Source organism: Paenibacillus sp. FSL R7-0302 (assembly GCF_038006885.1).
Classification (GTDB): Bacteria; Bacillota; Bacilli; order Paenibacillales; family Paenibacillaceae; genus Paenibacillus_AQ.
This window is the reverse complement of record NZ_JBBOWB010000001.1, coordinates 417402-431204: the sequence shown is the minus strand read 5'-3', so window position 1 is coordinate 431204 and position 13803 is coordinate 417402. Positions and strand designations below refer to the sequence as shown.

The 13803-nt window shown below is 53.8% G+C and carries 11 protein-coding genes; 1 reads left to right on the top strand and 10 read right to left on the bottom strand.

The genetic code is table 11. The features are described from left to right. Window positions 1-7 precede the first annotated feature (7 nt). The 10 genes from MKY96_RS01920 to MKY96_RS01875 all read right to left on the bottom strand — a co-directional run bounded on the left by MKY96_RS01920 (window position 8) and on the right by MKY96_RS01875 (window position 12399). Window positions 8-778 carry a carbohydrate ABC transporter permease gene (locus MKY96_RS01920; protein WP_076085052.1) on the bottom strand — a complete coding sequence of 257 codons (771 nt, stop codon included), beginning with the start codon at window positions 776-778 and terminating at the stop codon, window positions 8-10. Window positions 779-834: 56 nt separating this feature from the next. After that, window positions 835-1722 carry a carbohydrate ABC transporter permease gene (locus MKY96_RS01915; protein ID WP_076085002.1) on the bottom strand — a complete coding sequence of 296 codons (888 nt, stop codon included), beginning with the start codon at window positions 1720-1722 and terminating at the stop codon, window positions 835-837. Between the two features lie 100 nt (window positions 1723-1822). Beyond that, a complete protein-coding gene (locus MKY96_RS01910; RefSeq protein WP_340938224.1) occupies window positions 1823-3226 on the bottom strand; it encodes an ABC transporter substrate-binding protein in 1404 nt (467 codons plus the stop codon). Window positions 3227-3353: 127 nt separating this feature from the next. After that, a complete protein-coding gene (locus MKY96_RS01905) occupies window positions 3354-5120 on the bottom strand; it encodes a sensor histidine kinase (protein WP_340938222.1) in 1767 nt (588 codons plus the stop codon). Continuing rightward, window positions 5117-6712 carry a response regulator transcription factor gene (locus MKY96_RS01900; protein WP_340938221.1) on the bottom strand — a complete coding sequence of 532 codons (1596 nt, stop codon included), beginning with the start codon at window positions 6710-6712 and terminating at the stop codon, window positions 5117-5119. The genes MKY96_RS01905 and MKY96_RS01900 overlap by 4 nt, the downstream gene beginning before the upstream one ends. 418 nt (window positions 6713-7130) lie before the next feature. Beyond that, complete coding sequence (gene yunB, locus MKY96_RS01895; RefSeq protein ID WP_340944416.1) at window positions 7131-7964, bottom strand: sporulation protein YunB; 834 nt, start codon at window positions 7962-7964, stop codon at window positions 7131-7133. Window positions 7965-8643: 679 nt separating this feature from the next. Then, window positions 8644-9258: a TVP38/TMEM64 family protein gene (locus MKY96_RS01890; protein ID WP_340938219.1), complete on the bottom strand. Its 615-nt coding sequence runs from the start codon at window positions 9256-9258 to the stop codon at window positions 8644-8646. Between the two features lie 208 nt (window positions 9259-9466). Next, window positions 9467-10351 (bottom strand): glycine betaine ABC transporter substrate-binding protein, encoded by an 885-nt coding sequence (locus tag MKY96_RS01885; protein ID WP_340938217.1) that lies wholly within the window; start codon window positions 10349-10351, stop codon window positions 9467-9469. Window positions 10352-10366: 15 nt separating this feature from the next. Next, a complete protein-coding gene (locus tag MKY96_RS01880; RefSeq protein WP_340938215.1) occupies window positions 10367-11203 on the bottom strand; it encodes an ABC transporter permease in 837 nt (278 codons plus the stop codon). Continuing rightward, window positions 11200-12399 (bottom strand): quaternary amine ABC transporter ATP-binding protein, encoded by a 1200-nt coding sequence (locus MKY96_RS01875; RefSeq protein WP_076085023.1) that lies wholly within the window; start codon window positions 12397-12399, stop codon window positions 11200-11202. The genes MKY96_RS01880 and MKY96_RS01875 overlap by 4 nt, the downstream gene beginning before the upstream one ends. Window positions 12400-12654: 255 nt before the next feature. On the opposite strand from MKY96_RS01875, the gene MKY96_RS01870 reads away from it, so the two are divergent. Next, a complete protein-coding gene (locus tag MKY96_RS01870; RefSeq protein WP_340938214.1) occupies window positions 12655-13209 on the top strand; it encodes a GbsR/MarR family transcriptional regulator in 555 nt (184 codons plus the stop codon). Window positions 13210-13803 lie beyond the last annotated feature (594 nt).

Genomic DNA, 13803 nt, shown 5'->3' with positions numbered 1-13803 from the left:
GCCTCCTTTATCCTTTTAATCCCGTTAAGGTTATGCCCTCCAGAAAGTAACGCTGTCCGGCCAGAAATACAATAACACAGGGCAGCACGACCGTGGCCGAGGCCGCCATCAGCAGATCCCACTGCGCGGTGTAGGTCCCCTGGAACATTTGCAGGCCCAGCGCGAGGGTGAAGAGACTGTCGCTTTTCAGATAAATCAGCGGGCCCATGAAGTCATTCCAGGAGGCCAGAAAGCTGAACAAGGCGACCACAATGATGGCAGAACGGCTTAAGGGAAAGATAATCCGGGTGTAGATCTGCCAGTAATTCGCCCCGTCCACAAAGGCCGCTTCATCGAAATCGCGCGGAATCGTCAAATAGAATTGCCGGAGCAGGAAAATATTGAAGATTCCTCCGCCGAAATAAGCGGGTACAATCAGCGGGTACAGCGTATCGTATAACCCCATCATCTGCCAGCCGAGGAAGCTCGGGATAATCGTGACCGCCGCCGGCAGCATCATGCTGGTCATCAGGATTGCGAACACCGTATCCCTGCCCTTCCACTGAATCCGTGAGAATCCGAACGCTCCGATGCTGCTGGTAATCACGGTCCCCACAAGCACCGTAACTACGATAATCAGCGTGTTCTTGAAGAACACATCGAACGGCAGCACCGTCAGCGCCTTGTGAAAGTTGCTCCATTGAAACGGCTTCGGTATCCATTCGGGAGGCATGGTAAATATCTGTGATAAATTCATCAGCGAGCTGCGGATCAGCCAGACAAATGGAATGATGAACATGCCGGAGATCAGGATCAGCGCTCCGTAGCCTGCGGTAAGTGAAAGCTTCGATGGCCTCAAGTCCGGTCCCCCCCTTCGTAATACACCCACGACTTCGAGGTTCTGAACACGATGAATGTGAAGAACAGAATGATGATGAACAAGATCCAGGCCAGCGCAGACGCATAGCCCATTTCGGCATCCCGAAAGCCCGTTCTCCACAGATAAAATACATAGAACAGACTCTGGTTGTTCGGTCCGCCCTGCGTCAGAATGTAAGCTTCGTTGAAGACCTGAAAGGAACCGATAATGGTCATGATGGTATTGAAAAAGATCGTCGGGGTGACCATCGGAACCGTCACATGGCTCAGCTTGCGGAACCAGCCGCCCCCGTCCACCTCAATCGCTTCGTAATACTGCCGGGGGATGCCGGAGAGTCCGGCGAGGAAAATAATCACCGTACTGCCGATCCCCCACAGCGTGGTAAGTACGACCGAGGGGATAACACTCCCTTCCCCGTACAGCCAGTTGCTGGTCGGCAGATGCAGGCGGCTCAGCAGCGAATTGATGAGGCCCAGATCGGGGTTAAGCAGCCACATCCAGATCATGGCCGAGGCCACCGCCGGAACGATGCTCGGAAGATAGATGATCGTACGGAAGATCGCCCTTCCCTTCACATTGAGATTCAGCAGCAGCGCAATCCCGAAGGAGAGGAGAATCACCGCAGGGACACGCAGCACGACGAAATAGAAGGTGATCCCCAGCGATTTATAGAACAGCTCATCCTCACCTGAGAACAGCCGTGTGAAATTATCCAGACCCACAAAGGCGGTCTGTTCCTTGAACACATTGTAGTCGGTCAGGCTGAGCACCAGACTGGCGATCATGGGACCCAGCGTAAAAATGGCAAATCCAAGGATGGCGGGGGCCGTGAACAACAGCCCATAGAACATTCCCTTTCGCATACCGGCCTCCAGTCTCGAAATCGCATATCCATTCTTTCAGTGCACAAAAAGCGGCGAACGAGGCAACGGACGCCGCTCCATGCTGTGATTTCGCAGTTGATTATTCCTTGATATCGCGCCGCCCCTTAATCTGGGCCTGGGCCTTCGCCGCGATGGAGTCCATCGCCTCCTGGGCCGTCTGCTGGCCGAGCCATACCTTATCCAAGGCGGGATTGACGAGGTCCATAATATTGTTGAAGTTCTTCACATATCCGGTCGGCGTCTGATGACCCTTGCTCAGAATCACATCCACGATGGCTTCTTTATAGCCGGATGGTCTGGCATCCAGATTCTCTGTCCATTTGGCCAGCAGTGCAGGATCGGTGTACCAATCCTTAGGTGAAGGCATCCAGGTTCCGGCTGTCAGCATATCAATGGAAGCTTCAGGATCGAGCAGCGCCTTCAGCAGCTCCCAGGTCTCCTGGGGATGCTTCGTGGATTTGAAGATGGAGAACATGCCGCAGACCACGGTGGTAACCGGTTCCTTCATGACAGGCATCACTCCGACATTGAAGTTGAACTTCGATTGGGCGAGGCCTGCGCTTGCCCATTGCCCGTCTACAGTCATCGCCACCTTCTTGGTCTGAAGAGCCACATTCGTTGCCGGAATATTTTTGGACTGCACAGGTGAAGGGGAGACATGATGCACATTCATCAGATCAGATATTTTCTGGAGAGCTTCCACCGCCTCCGGCTGGTTCAGGCCGAAGGTTTTGCCGTCCGCCGAGATGAAATCCCCTCCGTTGGAGTAGATAAAGTTGCTGTATACCCCCCACCAGGTGGAGATATTTGCGCCGTATTGCTTGATTTTTGCCGGATTGAAGCCCTCCTGGTCTGCCGTCTTGCCGTTCGTGTCTACTGTGAGCTTCTTCGCGACTTCGACGAATTCATCCCAGGTCCAGGCATCGGCCACATTCGACGGGGGAGGCTCAATTCCGGCTTCCTTGAAGATATCCTCATTGTAGAACAGGCCGAAGGATTCAGGCCCCGGACCGATCCCGATAACATTGCCCGGCTCTAGCGAGTAGGTAATATTGGGAACCAGCGTATCCGGACTGATATCGGCATCCGTATCCAGGAATTCCTGAAGATTATAGAATTTGCCCTGCTCCGCCATCGGAAAAGCAATTGTGCCCGATTCCATCATGGCAATGTCCGGAACATCATTCCCGGCGACCATAGTCGTCAGCTTGGTATCATAATCGGCGGCAATATGCTGAAGCTCGACCTTAACGCTCGGATGCTTGGCCTCGAAATTCTGAATCGCTTTTTTATAAGGAGCCACTTCCTCCGGTGAGCCCCAGACCGTCATCCGCAGCTTAATATTCTCCTTCGATCCGGAATTCCCGGAAGATGCGGAAGTGTCAGGGCTTGCAGTATTAGACTTCGAGCACGCAGACAGCACGGCGGCAAGCATTAGAACCAGAGCCAATGTGATGAAGACTGATTTCCTGGGTTGCGACATATTCCAAGCCCCTCTCGATTTCTAAGTTCAACGGGTTCATAGCTGCAGTCTATGATGCCTTTATTATAAAATATAAGATAGCGCTTACATAACCCTAATCTCTTTGGATTGGTGGACCGGGATTGGCTTATAGCGGCAAAGTAATCACTACCTTCGTGCCCGTTCCCGGAGTCGAGAAGATGGATATCCCGTACTCGCCCCCGTAGGTCATCTGAATGCGGTCAATAGTATTCTTAATGCCCACGGAGGAAGATTTCTGATACAGAATCCTGTGTACCGTCTCCGCACTCATGCCCCGGCCGTTGTCAGCTACCTCGTAATGCCGGGTTCTGCCGTTAATCCAGCCGCGGATACCGATAATGCCGCCTGACTCGGTCCGGTCGAAGCCGTGAAGAATCGCATTCTCCACAAAAGGCTGGAACAGCAGCCGCGGCACATCGTACTCCAGGAGCCGAGGGTCCATATCATACTCCACGGTGAACTTGTCTTCGAAGCGGATCGACATAATATAGAAGTAATTACTCATCCAGCTCATCTCTTCGGACAAAGGTACGGCGTCCCATGTCTTCCGGGAGGTATAATGCAGCATGTTGGACAGACAGACAAGCATCCTGCTAAGCTCCTGCTGATCATTCTCAATCGCCGTCCAGTTCATCACATTCAACGTATTGTACAGGAAGTGCGGATGCATCTGCATATTCAGCGCCTGTATCTCGGCCTCCTTCTCCTTCAGCTTGATCTCGTAATTCTCCGTCACCAGCAGGTGAATCCGGTCATTCATCCGGTTAAAGCGCTGGGTCAAAATGCCGAACTCGTCATGGCTCACCACATCCACGCGGGTCTGGAAATCTCCTTCGCCCACCGATTTCATCGCGCTTAGCAGCCGCTTGATGGGCTTAGTGATTTTACCTGCAATGAAGAAGGCGAAGACCAGAGCCACGATCCCCATCACAACGGCCAGCACGGTAATCGAGGTGCGGATCACCGGCACGAAGCTGCTCACCAGCCCTGCCTCCGGTATCCACACCACAGACATCCAGCCGGTCACCTCCGAACGGTCGAAGCAGACGATCACCGCTTCGCCGTCCAGCTTCATTCTCCGTGCCCCGCTGTTCTCCCGCTGCAGCTTGTCCAGCCCTGCCTCCTTATAGATCTGTGCAACCTGACCCGGCTCACTGCTGGCAACTACCCTGTCCTGCGGATCAAGCACCATGTAGCGCGAGTTTCCCGGAAGGCTGTCTGCATACAAGGATTTAAGCACCTCGGATTTGAAGCTTATGGCAAGTACGGGGCGTTCCACTCCGGCATCCATTTTGGCAAGCTTCGTATTGCTCAGATAGGTGAAATCCAGCAGGCGTGTAGCCGAGAAAAGAAAACGGAACTCCAGATTCCCGCTTTGCAGATAGGGCTGGTTGAACATGGACGCGAACTCATAAGTCGGTATCCACACCAGCTTCCCTCCGGCCTGCCGGGCCATACGGTAGATATCCGATTGCGTCGGCTCTCCTTGAGGCAGGGGTTGTCCGAAGGTGAAATAAGAGGTCCACAGCTGGTAGGCAAAGATATCCTGGTTCTGGGAAAAGGTTTTGCCGAGCACCGCCGTCACCTGCCGGTCGGCTGCGAACAGCTCCGCTTCATTCGCGGGGTCCAGCTGGTTGAAGATGCGGAACAGATCCTTATCGAGGAACAAGGACATGCTGTTCTGGTCCACGATCCGCAGCTTGGTGTCCATAACTTCATTGTTCTTCCTGACAATCTCATACACATTCTTCTGCGCCTGCTCTGTAATAATCTTCAGGCTGGTCCGGTAGAACAAAGCCCCCAGAACGAGCAGGGGAATCGCGATCAGCAGGATGTAGCTGGCCAGCAGCCGGTATCGGAAGGTAATCTTCATGCTTCCCGCTTCCTTTGCGACAGCGCGTGCTTATAGGCTTTGGGCGACATGCCGTAATACTTCTTGAATACGCGGCAAAAATATTTCGTATCCTGAAATCCGCATTCCAGGGATATCTCATATATTCGGAGCGGCTCCCCGGCAAGCAGCACCTTGGCCCGCTTCATCCGGGCCGCCGTCACATGCTCAGAGAACGTTTTTCCCGTCCTGTTCTTGATCAGTGTACTGAAATAGGAGGGGTTAAAATGGAAATGCTCGGCTGCCCGCTCCAGTGTGATGTTCTCTCTCGTATGTTCCTGTATCCAGCCCAGGCATTCAGCAGTCACCACCTCGCCTTTATCCTGTCTGAAGCAGGCCAGGGCAAGATGCACTTCCCGGAGCGCATTCTCCAGATGGTCCACCAGCTCCGGGTACGAGCGGCAGGAGCGGATAAGCATCGCAGCCGTACCGGTCAGCTTCTGCTGTGCTCTCTTATCCAGAATGTCCTGATGCTCACTCCGGATCTGCAGCAGCATCAGCGATGCCTGCTCCTTCAACTGCATAGGACTGGCATGTCCACCGTCCGCAAGCTGACAGAGGGCTTCCCCGCAAGCTTCCAGAACAAACGCAGCATCATCCATTTTCAACGCCTCATAGACCTTGCTCCAGTCAGGAACGGCCTCGCGGGAAGAAAACCTGATCTCATCAGAAAACAGCAGCCCCTGCCGGAAATCATAGAAGTTGTAACTGTTGGCCGTTCTGGCCGCCAGATAGGACCGCGGCGCTTCCTCCCGGAGGGAACGGCATTCCGGGCCAATCCCGTGGGTGAGCTGTCCGGTATGCGTCCAATCCGCCGCCAAGGAATGAGCGATGGACCGGGCTTCTTCCCGCTTGTCCCCGGTAAGGGCTTCCAGGGTAATCAAGGTAACGGCGGCAAGAGGGCCTTCCTCCGTCATCCCGCTCAAGAGAATCGTGATGGCTTCCCCCCACCTGCTCCAAGCCTGCTCCAAAGCACGGATGAACACGCCGCTGTCCTGCCTCTCCCCGCTGTCCCCGCAGAAGTTCAGCTCCGAATACACTGCGACACCGCTCTCCCGCAGCCAATCATAACCGTCCAGCTCCGCCAGCTCGGCCAAGGACGCACTTCCGTTCAGCCAGGACAGCATGAGCCGGTTCAGGTAGGCGGAAGAAGCGAGCTTAAGCCGGTGCTGCATCTCTTCCTCTTCACGGCGCTGCCTCTGTTCCGCTGTCAGCAGAAGGTCAATCCGGCTCAGGACATCTGCTACTTGACCAATCTCCACCGGCTTCAGCAGGTAATCATAAGCCCCATAATGGACTGCCTTCTGCGCATACTCGAACAGATTGTAAGCGGATACCATTACAACCCTGGTCTGGAACCCTTCGTGCTTAAGCCGTTCAAGAAATTCAAGCCCATCCATTCCGGGCATGCGAATATCCGTCAATATGGCTTCGGGCCGGTGAGCCTTCACCATCTCCATAGCCGACAAGCCATCCTTCACCGCCACCACCTGATCCTCCGGCCGAAGGCGTCCGATCAGATTCACCATCCCCCTCAGATGCCTGGGCTCATCATCTACAATCAATATTCTCATTAGTCTCAGCCCCCCAAGATTGGCTTACAGCCCCTGTCAGCCGCAGCGTTGCCCTTATTATAGAAGTCCATCCGGCTGATTCATAGTGCATTAATATTGTATAGGTGGACTATAATTGGGAGGAGTGTGGAGGCAAAGAGAACAAAAACCTTAGGACCACGCACCTCGTGCTATCACAATGTATTCGGTTTTCCGCATACATTCCAGGCTCCCCATTTTACTGAACAAGTGGAAACGGCTTTGCCGTCCTTTTAAAGGACGGTACCGTTTCGGAGAGAAATAGAAGGATAATTTGTAGCGTGAAACATATACATTCTATTTTAATAAAAGAACCGCCTGTTCTTGGCGGTTCTTCTTGGCTTCTGGATGTATAGCGTGCGGCTGAAGCCTGCTATTCTCCCGTATTCTTTTCACCATACTAATTGTCTCCGCCCGCATTGCCGTCTCCCCCGGACGCATCCGGCACAGCAGTAACGCCTGCGGAAGGCGCGGGGCTCTCCCCGCTGCCCGCATGTCCGCCTGATCCGCCGGAGCCCGAGCTGCTATTGCCGCCGCCTGCTGGTGTGCTGTCCACGCCGGTGCTGCCCTTCTCCGTACTCAGCGAAGGGGCCGGGATGGCGATGCCCGGGGCGCTGCTGCCGTTCTCGCCGACAGGCTTGCCCTGATTGTCATAGTAGTACATTGGAACGTCACCGACTACCATAAGGTAGGAGACGGGAATCTCGGTATCCACCACCTGCGGCTCCATGTCAAATGGAATTACAACCGCTACCTCGGTCACAATATGAATATAGACCTCAACCAGAATCATATTGATTCCGGCATTTTGCTGCCGGGTGTTCAGCTCTACCTTCACGGCCCCCTGAGGCTCGATCTTGATCGGGATATCGGGTCCAAAGGAGGCAATCAGCGGGCTGCCGAGCGCCTGGCCCAGCGGTATACGCTCGCTGCGGTTGTGCAGCTCCTGCAGCGTAGACTGTATCACCTCGGCGGCCTGTGAGGTGATTCGCATATGCTCCTTGTAGTTGAGCATGAAGCCGGAGATTTTGCCGTTCTTGTCTGTCTTCCAGTCAATCAGCGCTTCGGCATTCCCGCCGTCCGCCACCTGGGACGTAATCGCCTTGTTAATCGATTCCGTGGCGATCTGCTTCACCCGGATCTGTGCCAGATGGAGGATCGGCGGCTTCATATGCTGCTCCACATAACGCAGCCCCTGCAGCACCGCCAGAATCAGCAGCAGGCTTACGATGATCCAGAATCTGCCCCGTCTGCGCGGCTTCTGCCCCTTGCCTCCGGCAGCCTCCTGCCGCTTCCCATCCCTGCTGCCGAACAGGCGGAACCCGCCGCCCGCACGCCCGGCCTTGCGCCAGAACCGCTGGCCCGGAGCCCCCGCTGCTCTCCCGGACGGCTTCGCTGTCCCGTAATCCGCTCCGCTCCCGTCCAGCCGGACGCCGGACCTGGAGGGCTTCGCCACGAAGCCCCCGCTCCGCCCCCAGCTCCGGCCAGCCAGCCCGACGCCGGGTCTTGACGGCTTCGCTTCGAACCTTGCTCCCGAACCCGCGCCCGGCGGCCGGATTCCCGCTCTGGACGGTTTGGCCTTGAAGGCCTGGCGGCGCCCGCCCGGCCCCCTCAGACCGCTTCCGCTGAAGTCCGGCAGACGCAGACGCCCGAAGAGCGGTACGCCTGTGCTCCGTTTCCCCCATTTTCTGATTCTGCCCATGCCCTGCCGTCCCTCCCGACATTCCTGCGGTCAAGCCGCCCCTGTACTACTAAGCTATTCAGCATCCGTACGAAATAACCCCACAAAGTGGGGCTTTCGCTTTGATGTTCCACTTTCAGATCATTCACAGGCTCCTCCTCCCAACTCTATGCCCGCCTTAAAACAACAAAAAAAGAACATCCCCGCGGCAGAACACCGCAGCAACGTTCTTCTAATGCCCCGCCCGCTTGCGCTTATCCTCCTGAAGATGCCCCCAATGCAGCCGGACAAAGATAGCAAGCAGAATCAGCATAAATACGCCATACCACAACAGAAAACCGTTCCAGTCCTCACGCGGGACAATGAGCGAGGAGCTGAGCGTACCGAACAGCCAGATAAAAGACAGATTGCCGAGCACCGTCCCCCAGACATACGCCGCCGGCTTCATCGGAGACACGGCTGACATCAGATTGATGATATTGCTGGGCACCACCGGAATCGTACGCAGCAGCACCAGGGTCCAAATCCCGTAACGGTCCAGATAGACCTGCCATTTCTCATACTTCTTGAGCTTGTAGCCCCATTTGCGGTCGAACCAGTCGAAGAGATAGCGCCGGAAGAGAAAATAGACGACTACCGCGCCCAGGTTGCAGGCCAGCCAGCTGACAGCCATCCCGCCGATCACTTCGAATACAGAAACATGGAGCACAATCAGAATCGCCAGGGGGAAAAATCCTAACAAGCTTTGCAGCACGGCGAGCGGAAAGGTAGCAAAAACAATATACGGCCCGCTAAGTCCCAGACTTTGCAGCAGCCAGTCAATCCAGGCATTGATGATTTCGGTCATAGAGCGCTCTCCTTTCCTGACTCTTAGCAGCATGTAAAGGAACCGCTCATTAACGTTGAAGAAAAACACCCCTTGCGGGGTGTTTATTGAACATCTAACTATAGATTCTGCGACATAAGCGTACAAGTTACAGAATTGTTGCTTATTTTCTCTCATCATAGCACACATCGGTCATCGCCGCCAGATCACTGAACCCTACAGAGTTCACTTAAGCAGAGATGCCAGCCGTCCACTCATTAACCTTGGCTTCATTACTCTCTACCCATTCCTTGGCCGCTTCTTCAGGCGATTGTCCGCCCTGAATCTTGACCATAACCTGCTCCATATCCTCTGCAGTCCATTTGAATTGGCTCAGGAACTTGTGTACATCCGGCATATCTTCCTTCAGACCTGAGCGGACCATGGTATGAATCTGCTCGGCACCGCCGTAGACATTCTTCGGATCGTCCAGGTACTTGAGGTCCATATTGGCGAACATCCAGTGCGGCGTCCAGCCTGTCACTACAATCGGTTCATTCTTGTCAAAAGCCTTCTGCAGCTCCTGCGCCATCGCTGCCGATGAGCTCTCCAGCAGCGTATAATCGCTCAAGCCGTAGGCTTCGAGCGCTTTTTCGGTAGCCGTCATAATTCCGGCCCCCGGCTCAATTCCGATAATCCGCTTATCCAGCGTTGCCGCTACTTCCGAATTATTCAGATCTTCAATGGAGTTGATCTCCATATAGGCCGGAACAGCAAGCCCAGTCTTCGTTCCATCCAGATTCACACCGGCATCCTCAATGTCCTTGCCGTATTTCTCCAGATAAGAAGCATGGGTGCTTGGCAGCCAGGCGGCTACCATAGCGTCTGCACTTCCGTCCGCAATCCCGGCCCACATCGGCCCGGCATCGACCTGCAGCATCTCCACCTTCACGCCGAGCTTCGTTTCCAGCACTTCCTTGACTACGTTAGTACTGGCGATCTCGGAATCCCAGGCCACATAAGCCAGCTTCACCGTACTGTTAGTATTGGACGAACAACCAGCTACGAGAATTACAGCCATTAGCAGCATGAGCATCATTAACGGTGTGCGCTTCATCGAATGAGTTCTTTTCATATTAATCATACACTCCTATTCTTGTGGTTTGGATTTGAACAGCTTCTGGGTCAGACGATCCAGCAAAATGGCAATAATAACAATCGCAATCCCCGCCTCGAAGCCCGCACCCGTCTTCGCCTGTGATACTGCACGGTATACATAGGCACCTACACCCTGGGCACCGATCATGGACGAGATGACGACCATAGACAGCGAGAGCATAATCGTCTGGTTAATCCCGGCCATAATGGTCGGGAGCGCGATCGGCAATTGCAGCTTGAACAGCTTCTGCCCTGCGGTTGAACCGAAGGCATCCGCCGCTTCCACCAGCTCCGGTGAGACCTGGCGAATCCCCAGGTTCGTTAACCGGATCGTTGGCGGAATAGCAAAAATAATAGAAGCAATGACGCCGGGAACGACGCCCAGCGAGAAGAACGACACGGCTGGAAGCAGGTATACGAACGCCGGCATCGTCTGCATGAAGTCTAAGATAGGGGTGGCAATGTTCTGGAACGTCCGGCTCTGTGCACACAGCACTCCTAGCGGAACCCCGATCACTACAGCCAGCAGAGAGGCTGTCAATACCAGGGCCAGCGACTGCATCGACGGCCCCCATAATCCAAGATTGTCAATCAGGAGCAGTCCGACCACCGCAAACAGCGCCATCCGCCATTTGCCGATCCAGTAGGCCAGAGCAGCGATCAGAAGGGTCAGCACCATGGCGGGCAGGAAATTCAGCGCCGCATCAATCCCGCTCACCATTCCGCCAATCACAGCATGAATGATATCAAATACAGGGCCGAAGTAGGTCGTGAGCCAATTTTCAATCCATTCTACGCCCTTTCCGAGCGGTATTTTGGGTAAATTCATGAACCAATTCCTCCTTCAGGAACCGCGTTACCGGCCAGGGCAGACAACACGGCCCCTTTGATAACAATGCCCTTCAGCTTCTCGCCTTCCCCCACTACAGCAACGGGCAGATGCGTCTCCGACATCAGCTCGAACAGATCATTCAGCAGGGTATCCGGCTGAACCCGGGGAATGTCGCGCAACATCACATCCAGAATACTGCGGTTCTCCTTCAAGGCCTGTGAGGCATTATCCGCTGTCAGCAGACCCTGCAGCCGCATCTCATTATCTGCGACATACAGGCTGGAGACCCCGCTGTCCCGCATGAGCTGCAGGGCTACCCGGGGACCGCGTTCCGGGCGGATCATCTCCGGCTGGCGCATGACATGGGAAGCGGTCAATACTTTGGACAGATCCACATCCTCTACGAAGCGTTCCACATATTTGTTCGCAGGCTGAATCAGAATTTCTTCCGGCGATCCGATCTGGACAATGACCCCGTCCTTCATCAGGGCAATACGGTCCCCGATCCGCAGCGCTTCATCCAGATCATGCGTGATGAAGACAATCGTCTTCTTCACTCTGGATTGCAGCTCCAGCAATTCCTGCTGCATATCCTTACGGATCAGCGGATCAAGCGCACTGAAGGCTTCATCCATCAGCAGAATGTCAGGATCATTGGCCAGACCGCGCGCCAGGCCGACACGCTGCTGCATGCCTCCGCTGAGCTGATCCGGACGGTGATTCTCCCAGCCCTTTAGCCCCACAAGCTCAAGAGCCTCCATCGCCAGGCGGGTTCGTTTGCTTCGCTCCACACCCTGGACTTCCAGTCCGTATTCTGCGTTAGCCAGCACACTGCGGTGCGGGAACAGCGCGAACTTTTGAAAGACCATGCCGATATTCTTCCGCCGGAATTCCCGAAGCTGCTCCGGATTCATCTTGACAACATCCTTACCCTTGAACAGCACCTGTCCTCCGGTAGGCTCAATCAGCCGGTTCAATAGACGGACAAGCGTGGACTTACCACTGCCCGACAATCCCATAATGACAAATATTTCTCCCTCTTCAATGCTGAATTCGGCTTTATTAACACCGACCGTCAGCTTGGCTTCCCTGGCGATCTTTTCTTTAGACCAGCCTTGTTCTAATAATGGAAGCGCCCGTGCTGCATCATGACCGAATACTTTGGTTAACTGTTTCACCTCTATAATTGCCATGGTGACCTCCTTCTCTCCCTTTACTTTCGGGTTAACGCTACTGACCTAGTGTAACGGACTTACGAAAAAATAAGCAAAGCGCATATTCGGTTAAAATTTAGTGTACAGTTTTAACTTTACAAACTTTACGTATAGAATACTCTGTTTAACGCCGGATTCCGTTCCGGATGAATTCTTTACTTCTGGATAGGGATTTGATTACAATACAGTAGGAGAGGCATGTAGCCTGTCAGCCTATTCCTCAGGAGGGACATCATGAACGATTTAGAGGGGCTTTTGCCCGAGCAAATAGAAAAAATCAACAAAGCCCGTGAACGGGTCATCGACTCTATCGGCAAAAATATGGATTTATACGGCATCACCTTGTCCATCGGGCATTTATACGGTTATATGTACTTTAATGAGGGCCCGGTTACACTGGATGAGCTAAGCAGCACCATGGGCATGAGTAAGACCTCCATGAGTACTGGAGTACGTACCCTGCTGGATTTGAAGATGATCGATAAAGTCTGGGGCAAGGGCACCCGCAAGGATCTGTTCGAGGTGGTTCCCGACTGGCATCAGAACTTCAGCGATTACTTCTCTATTAAATGGAGAAAAGCAGTTGAAGGGAATATGACCGCCCTTAACAAATCACTCGCCGAAATCCGGCAGATGCAAATCGATTACGCGGACGAGCCCGACCTGTCGCGCCTGCTCCACACCGACGAGCTCAAGATTGAGGAAGCCATTAAATATTACCGCTGGCTGCTGAAGCTGATCGAAGCGCTGGAGACCGGCAAGATTTTTGAATTAATCCCTAAAGAATAATATCAGCTATTGGCATTCAAACTATTCTGCTCATGCTGAAAAGGCTGTCCCAAAAGGGGATGTTCCATAAGCCATGAAATGGCAGGGACACCCCTTGTTTTGGAGTTGGATGGACGTTTGCGCTCGGTGAGGACGCTCCGCGAACGAAACGTTGTTACAATCGCTGTGCTCGTAAGAATTTTTTTCATTCCCCTATTCGGTGAAAATCCGGAGACCAAGGCGACCGCTATCGCTTCTCCGCGGGTCGTTTCGTCCTCTCCACTGTTTAAGCAGGAAATGGAACTACCAAAGACTTCAAGGGAACCTAGCCCCGCATACATTTGAGCCATCGCCTACGTTTGAGCACAATGTATGCTGTTTTCCGCATACATTCGGGCCATCACATGCGTTTGAGCACAATGTATGCTGTTTTCCGCATACATTCGGGCCATCGCCTGCGTTTGAGCACAATGTATACTGTTTTCCACATACATTTGGTCCATCACCTGCGTTTGAGCACAATGTATACTGTTTTCCACATACATTCGGGCCATAGGATGCTCCACCAGGGAAACTATAATTTCCATGTAAGTATCAAAACGGCCGCGACCCTTG

Excerpts from the sequence above, each read along its gene's own strand:
- MKY96_RS01920 (WP_076085052.1), bottom strand. The coding sequence starts at position 778 with ATGTTCATCATTCCATTTGTCTGGCTGATCCGCAGCTCGCTGATGAAT.
- MKY96_RS01915 (WP_076085002.1), bottom strand. The coding sequence starts at position 1,722 with ATGCGAAAGGGAATGTTCTATGGGCTGTTGTTCACGGCCCCCGCCATC.
- MKY96_RS01910 (WP_340938224.1), bottom strand. The coding sequence starts at position 3,226 with ATGTCGCAACCCAGGAAATCAGTCTTCATCACATTGGCTCTGGTTCTA.
- MKY96_RS01905 (WP_340938222.1), bottom strand. The coding sequence starts at position 5,120 with ATGAAGATTACCTTCCGATACCGGCTGCTGGCCAGCTACATCCTGCTG.
- MKY96_RS01900 (WP_340938221.1), bottom strand. The coding sequence starts at position 6,712 with ATGAGAATATTGATTGTAGATGATGAGCCCAGGCATCTGAGGGGGATG.
- MKY96_RS01890 (WP_340938219.1), bottom strand. The coding sequence starts at position 9,258 with ATGACCGAAATCATCAATGCCTGGATTGACTGGCTGCTGCAAAGTCTG.
- MKY96_RS01885 (WP_340938217.1), bottom strand. The coding sequence starts at position 10,351 with ATGAAAAGAACTCATTCGATGAAGCGCACACCGTTAATGATGCTCATG.
- MKY96_RS01880 (WP_340938215.1), bottom strand. The coding sequence starts at position 11,203 with ATGAATTTACCCAAAATACCGCTCGGAAAGGGCGTAGAATGGATTGAA.
- MKY96_RS01875 (WP_076085023.1), bottom strand. The coding sequence starts at position 12,399 with ATGGCAATTATAGAGGTGAAACAGTTAACCAAAGTATTCGGTCATGAT.
- MKY96_RS01870 (WP_340938214.1), top strand. The coding sequence starts at position 12,655 with ATGAACGATTTAGAGGGGCTTTTGCCCGAGCAAATAGAAAAAATCAAC.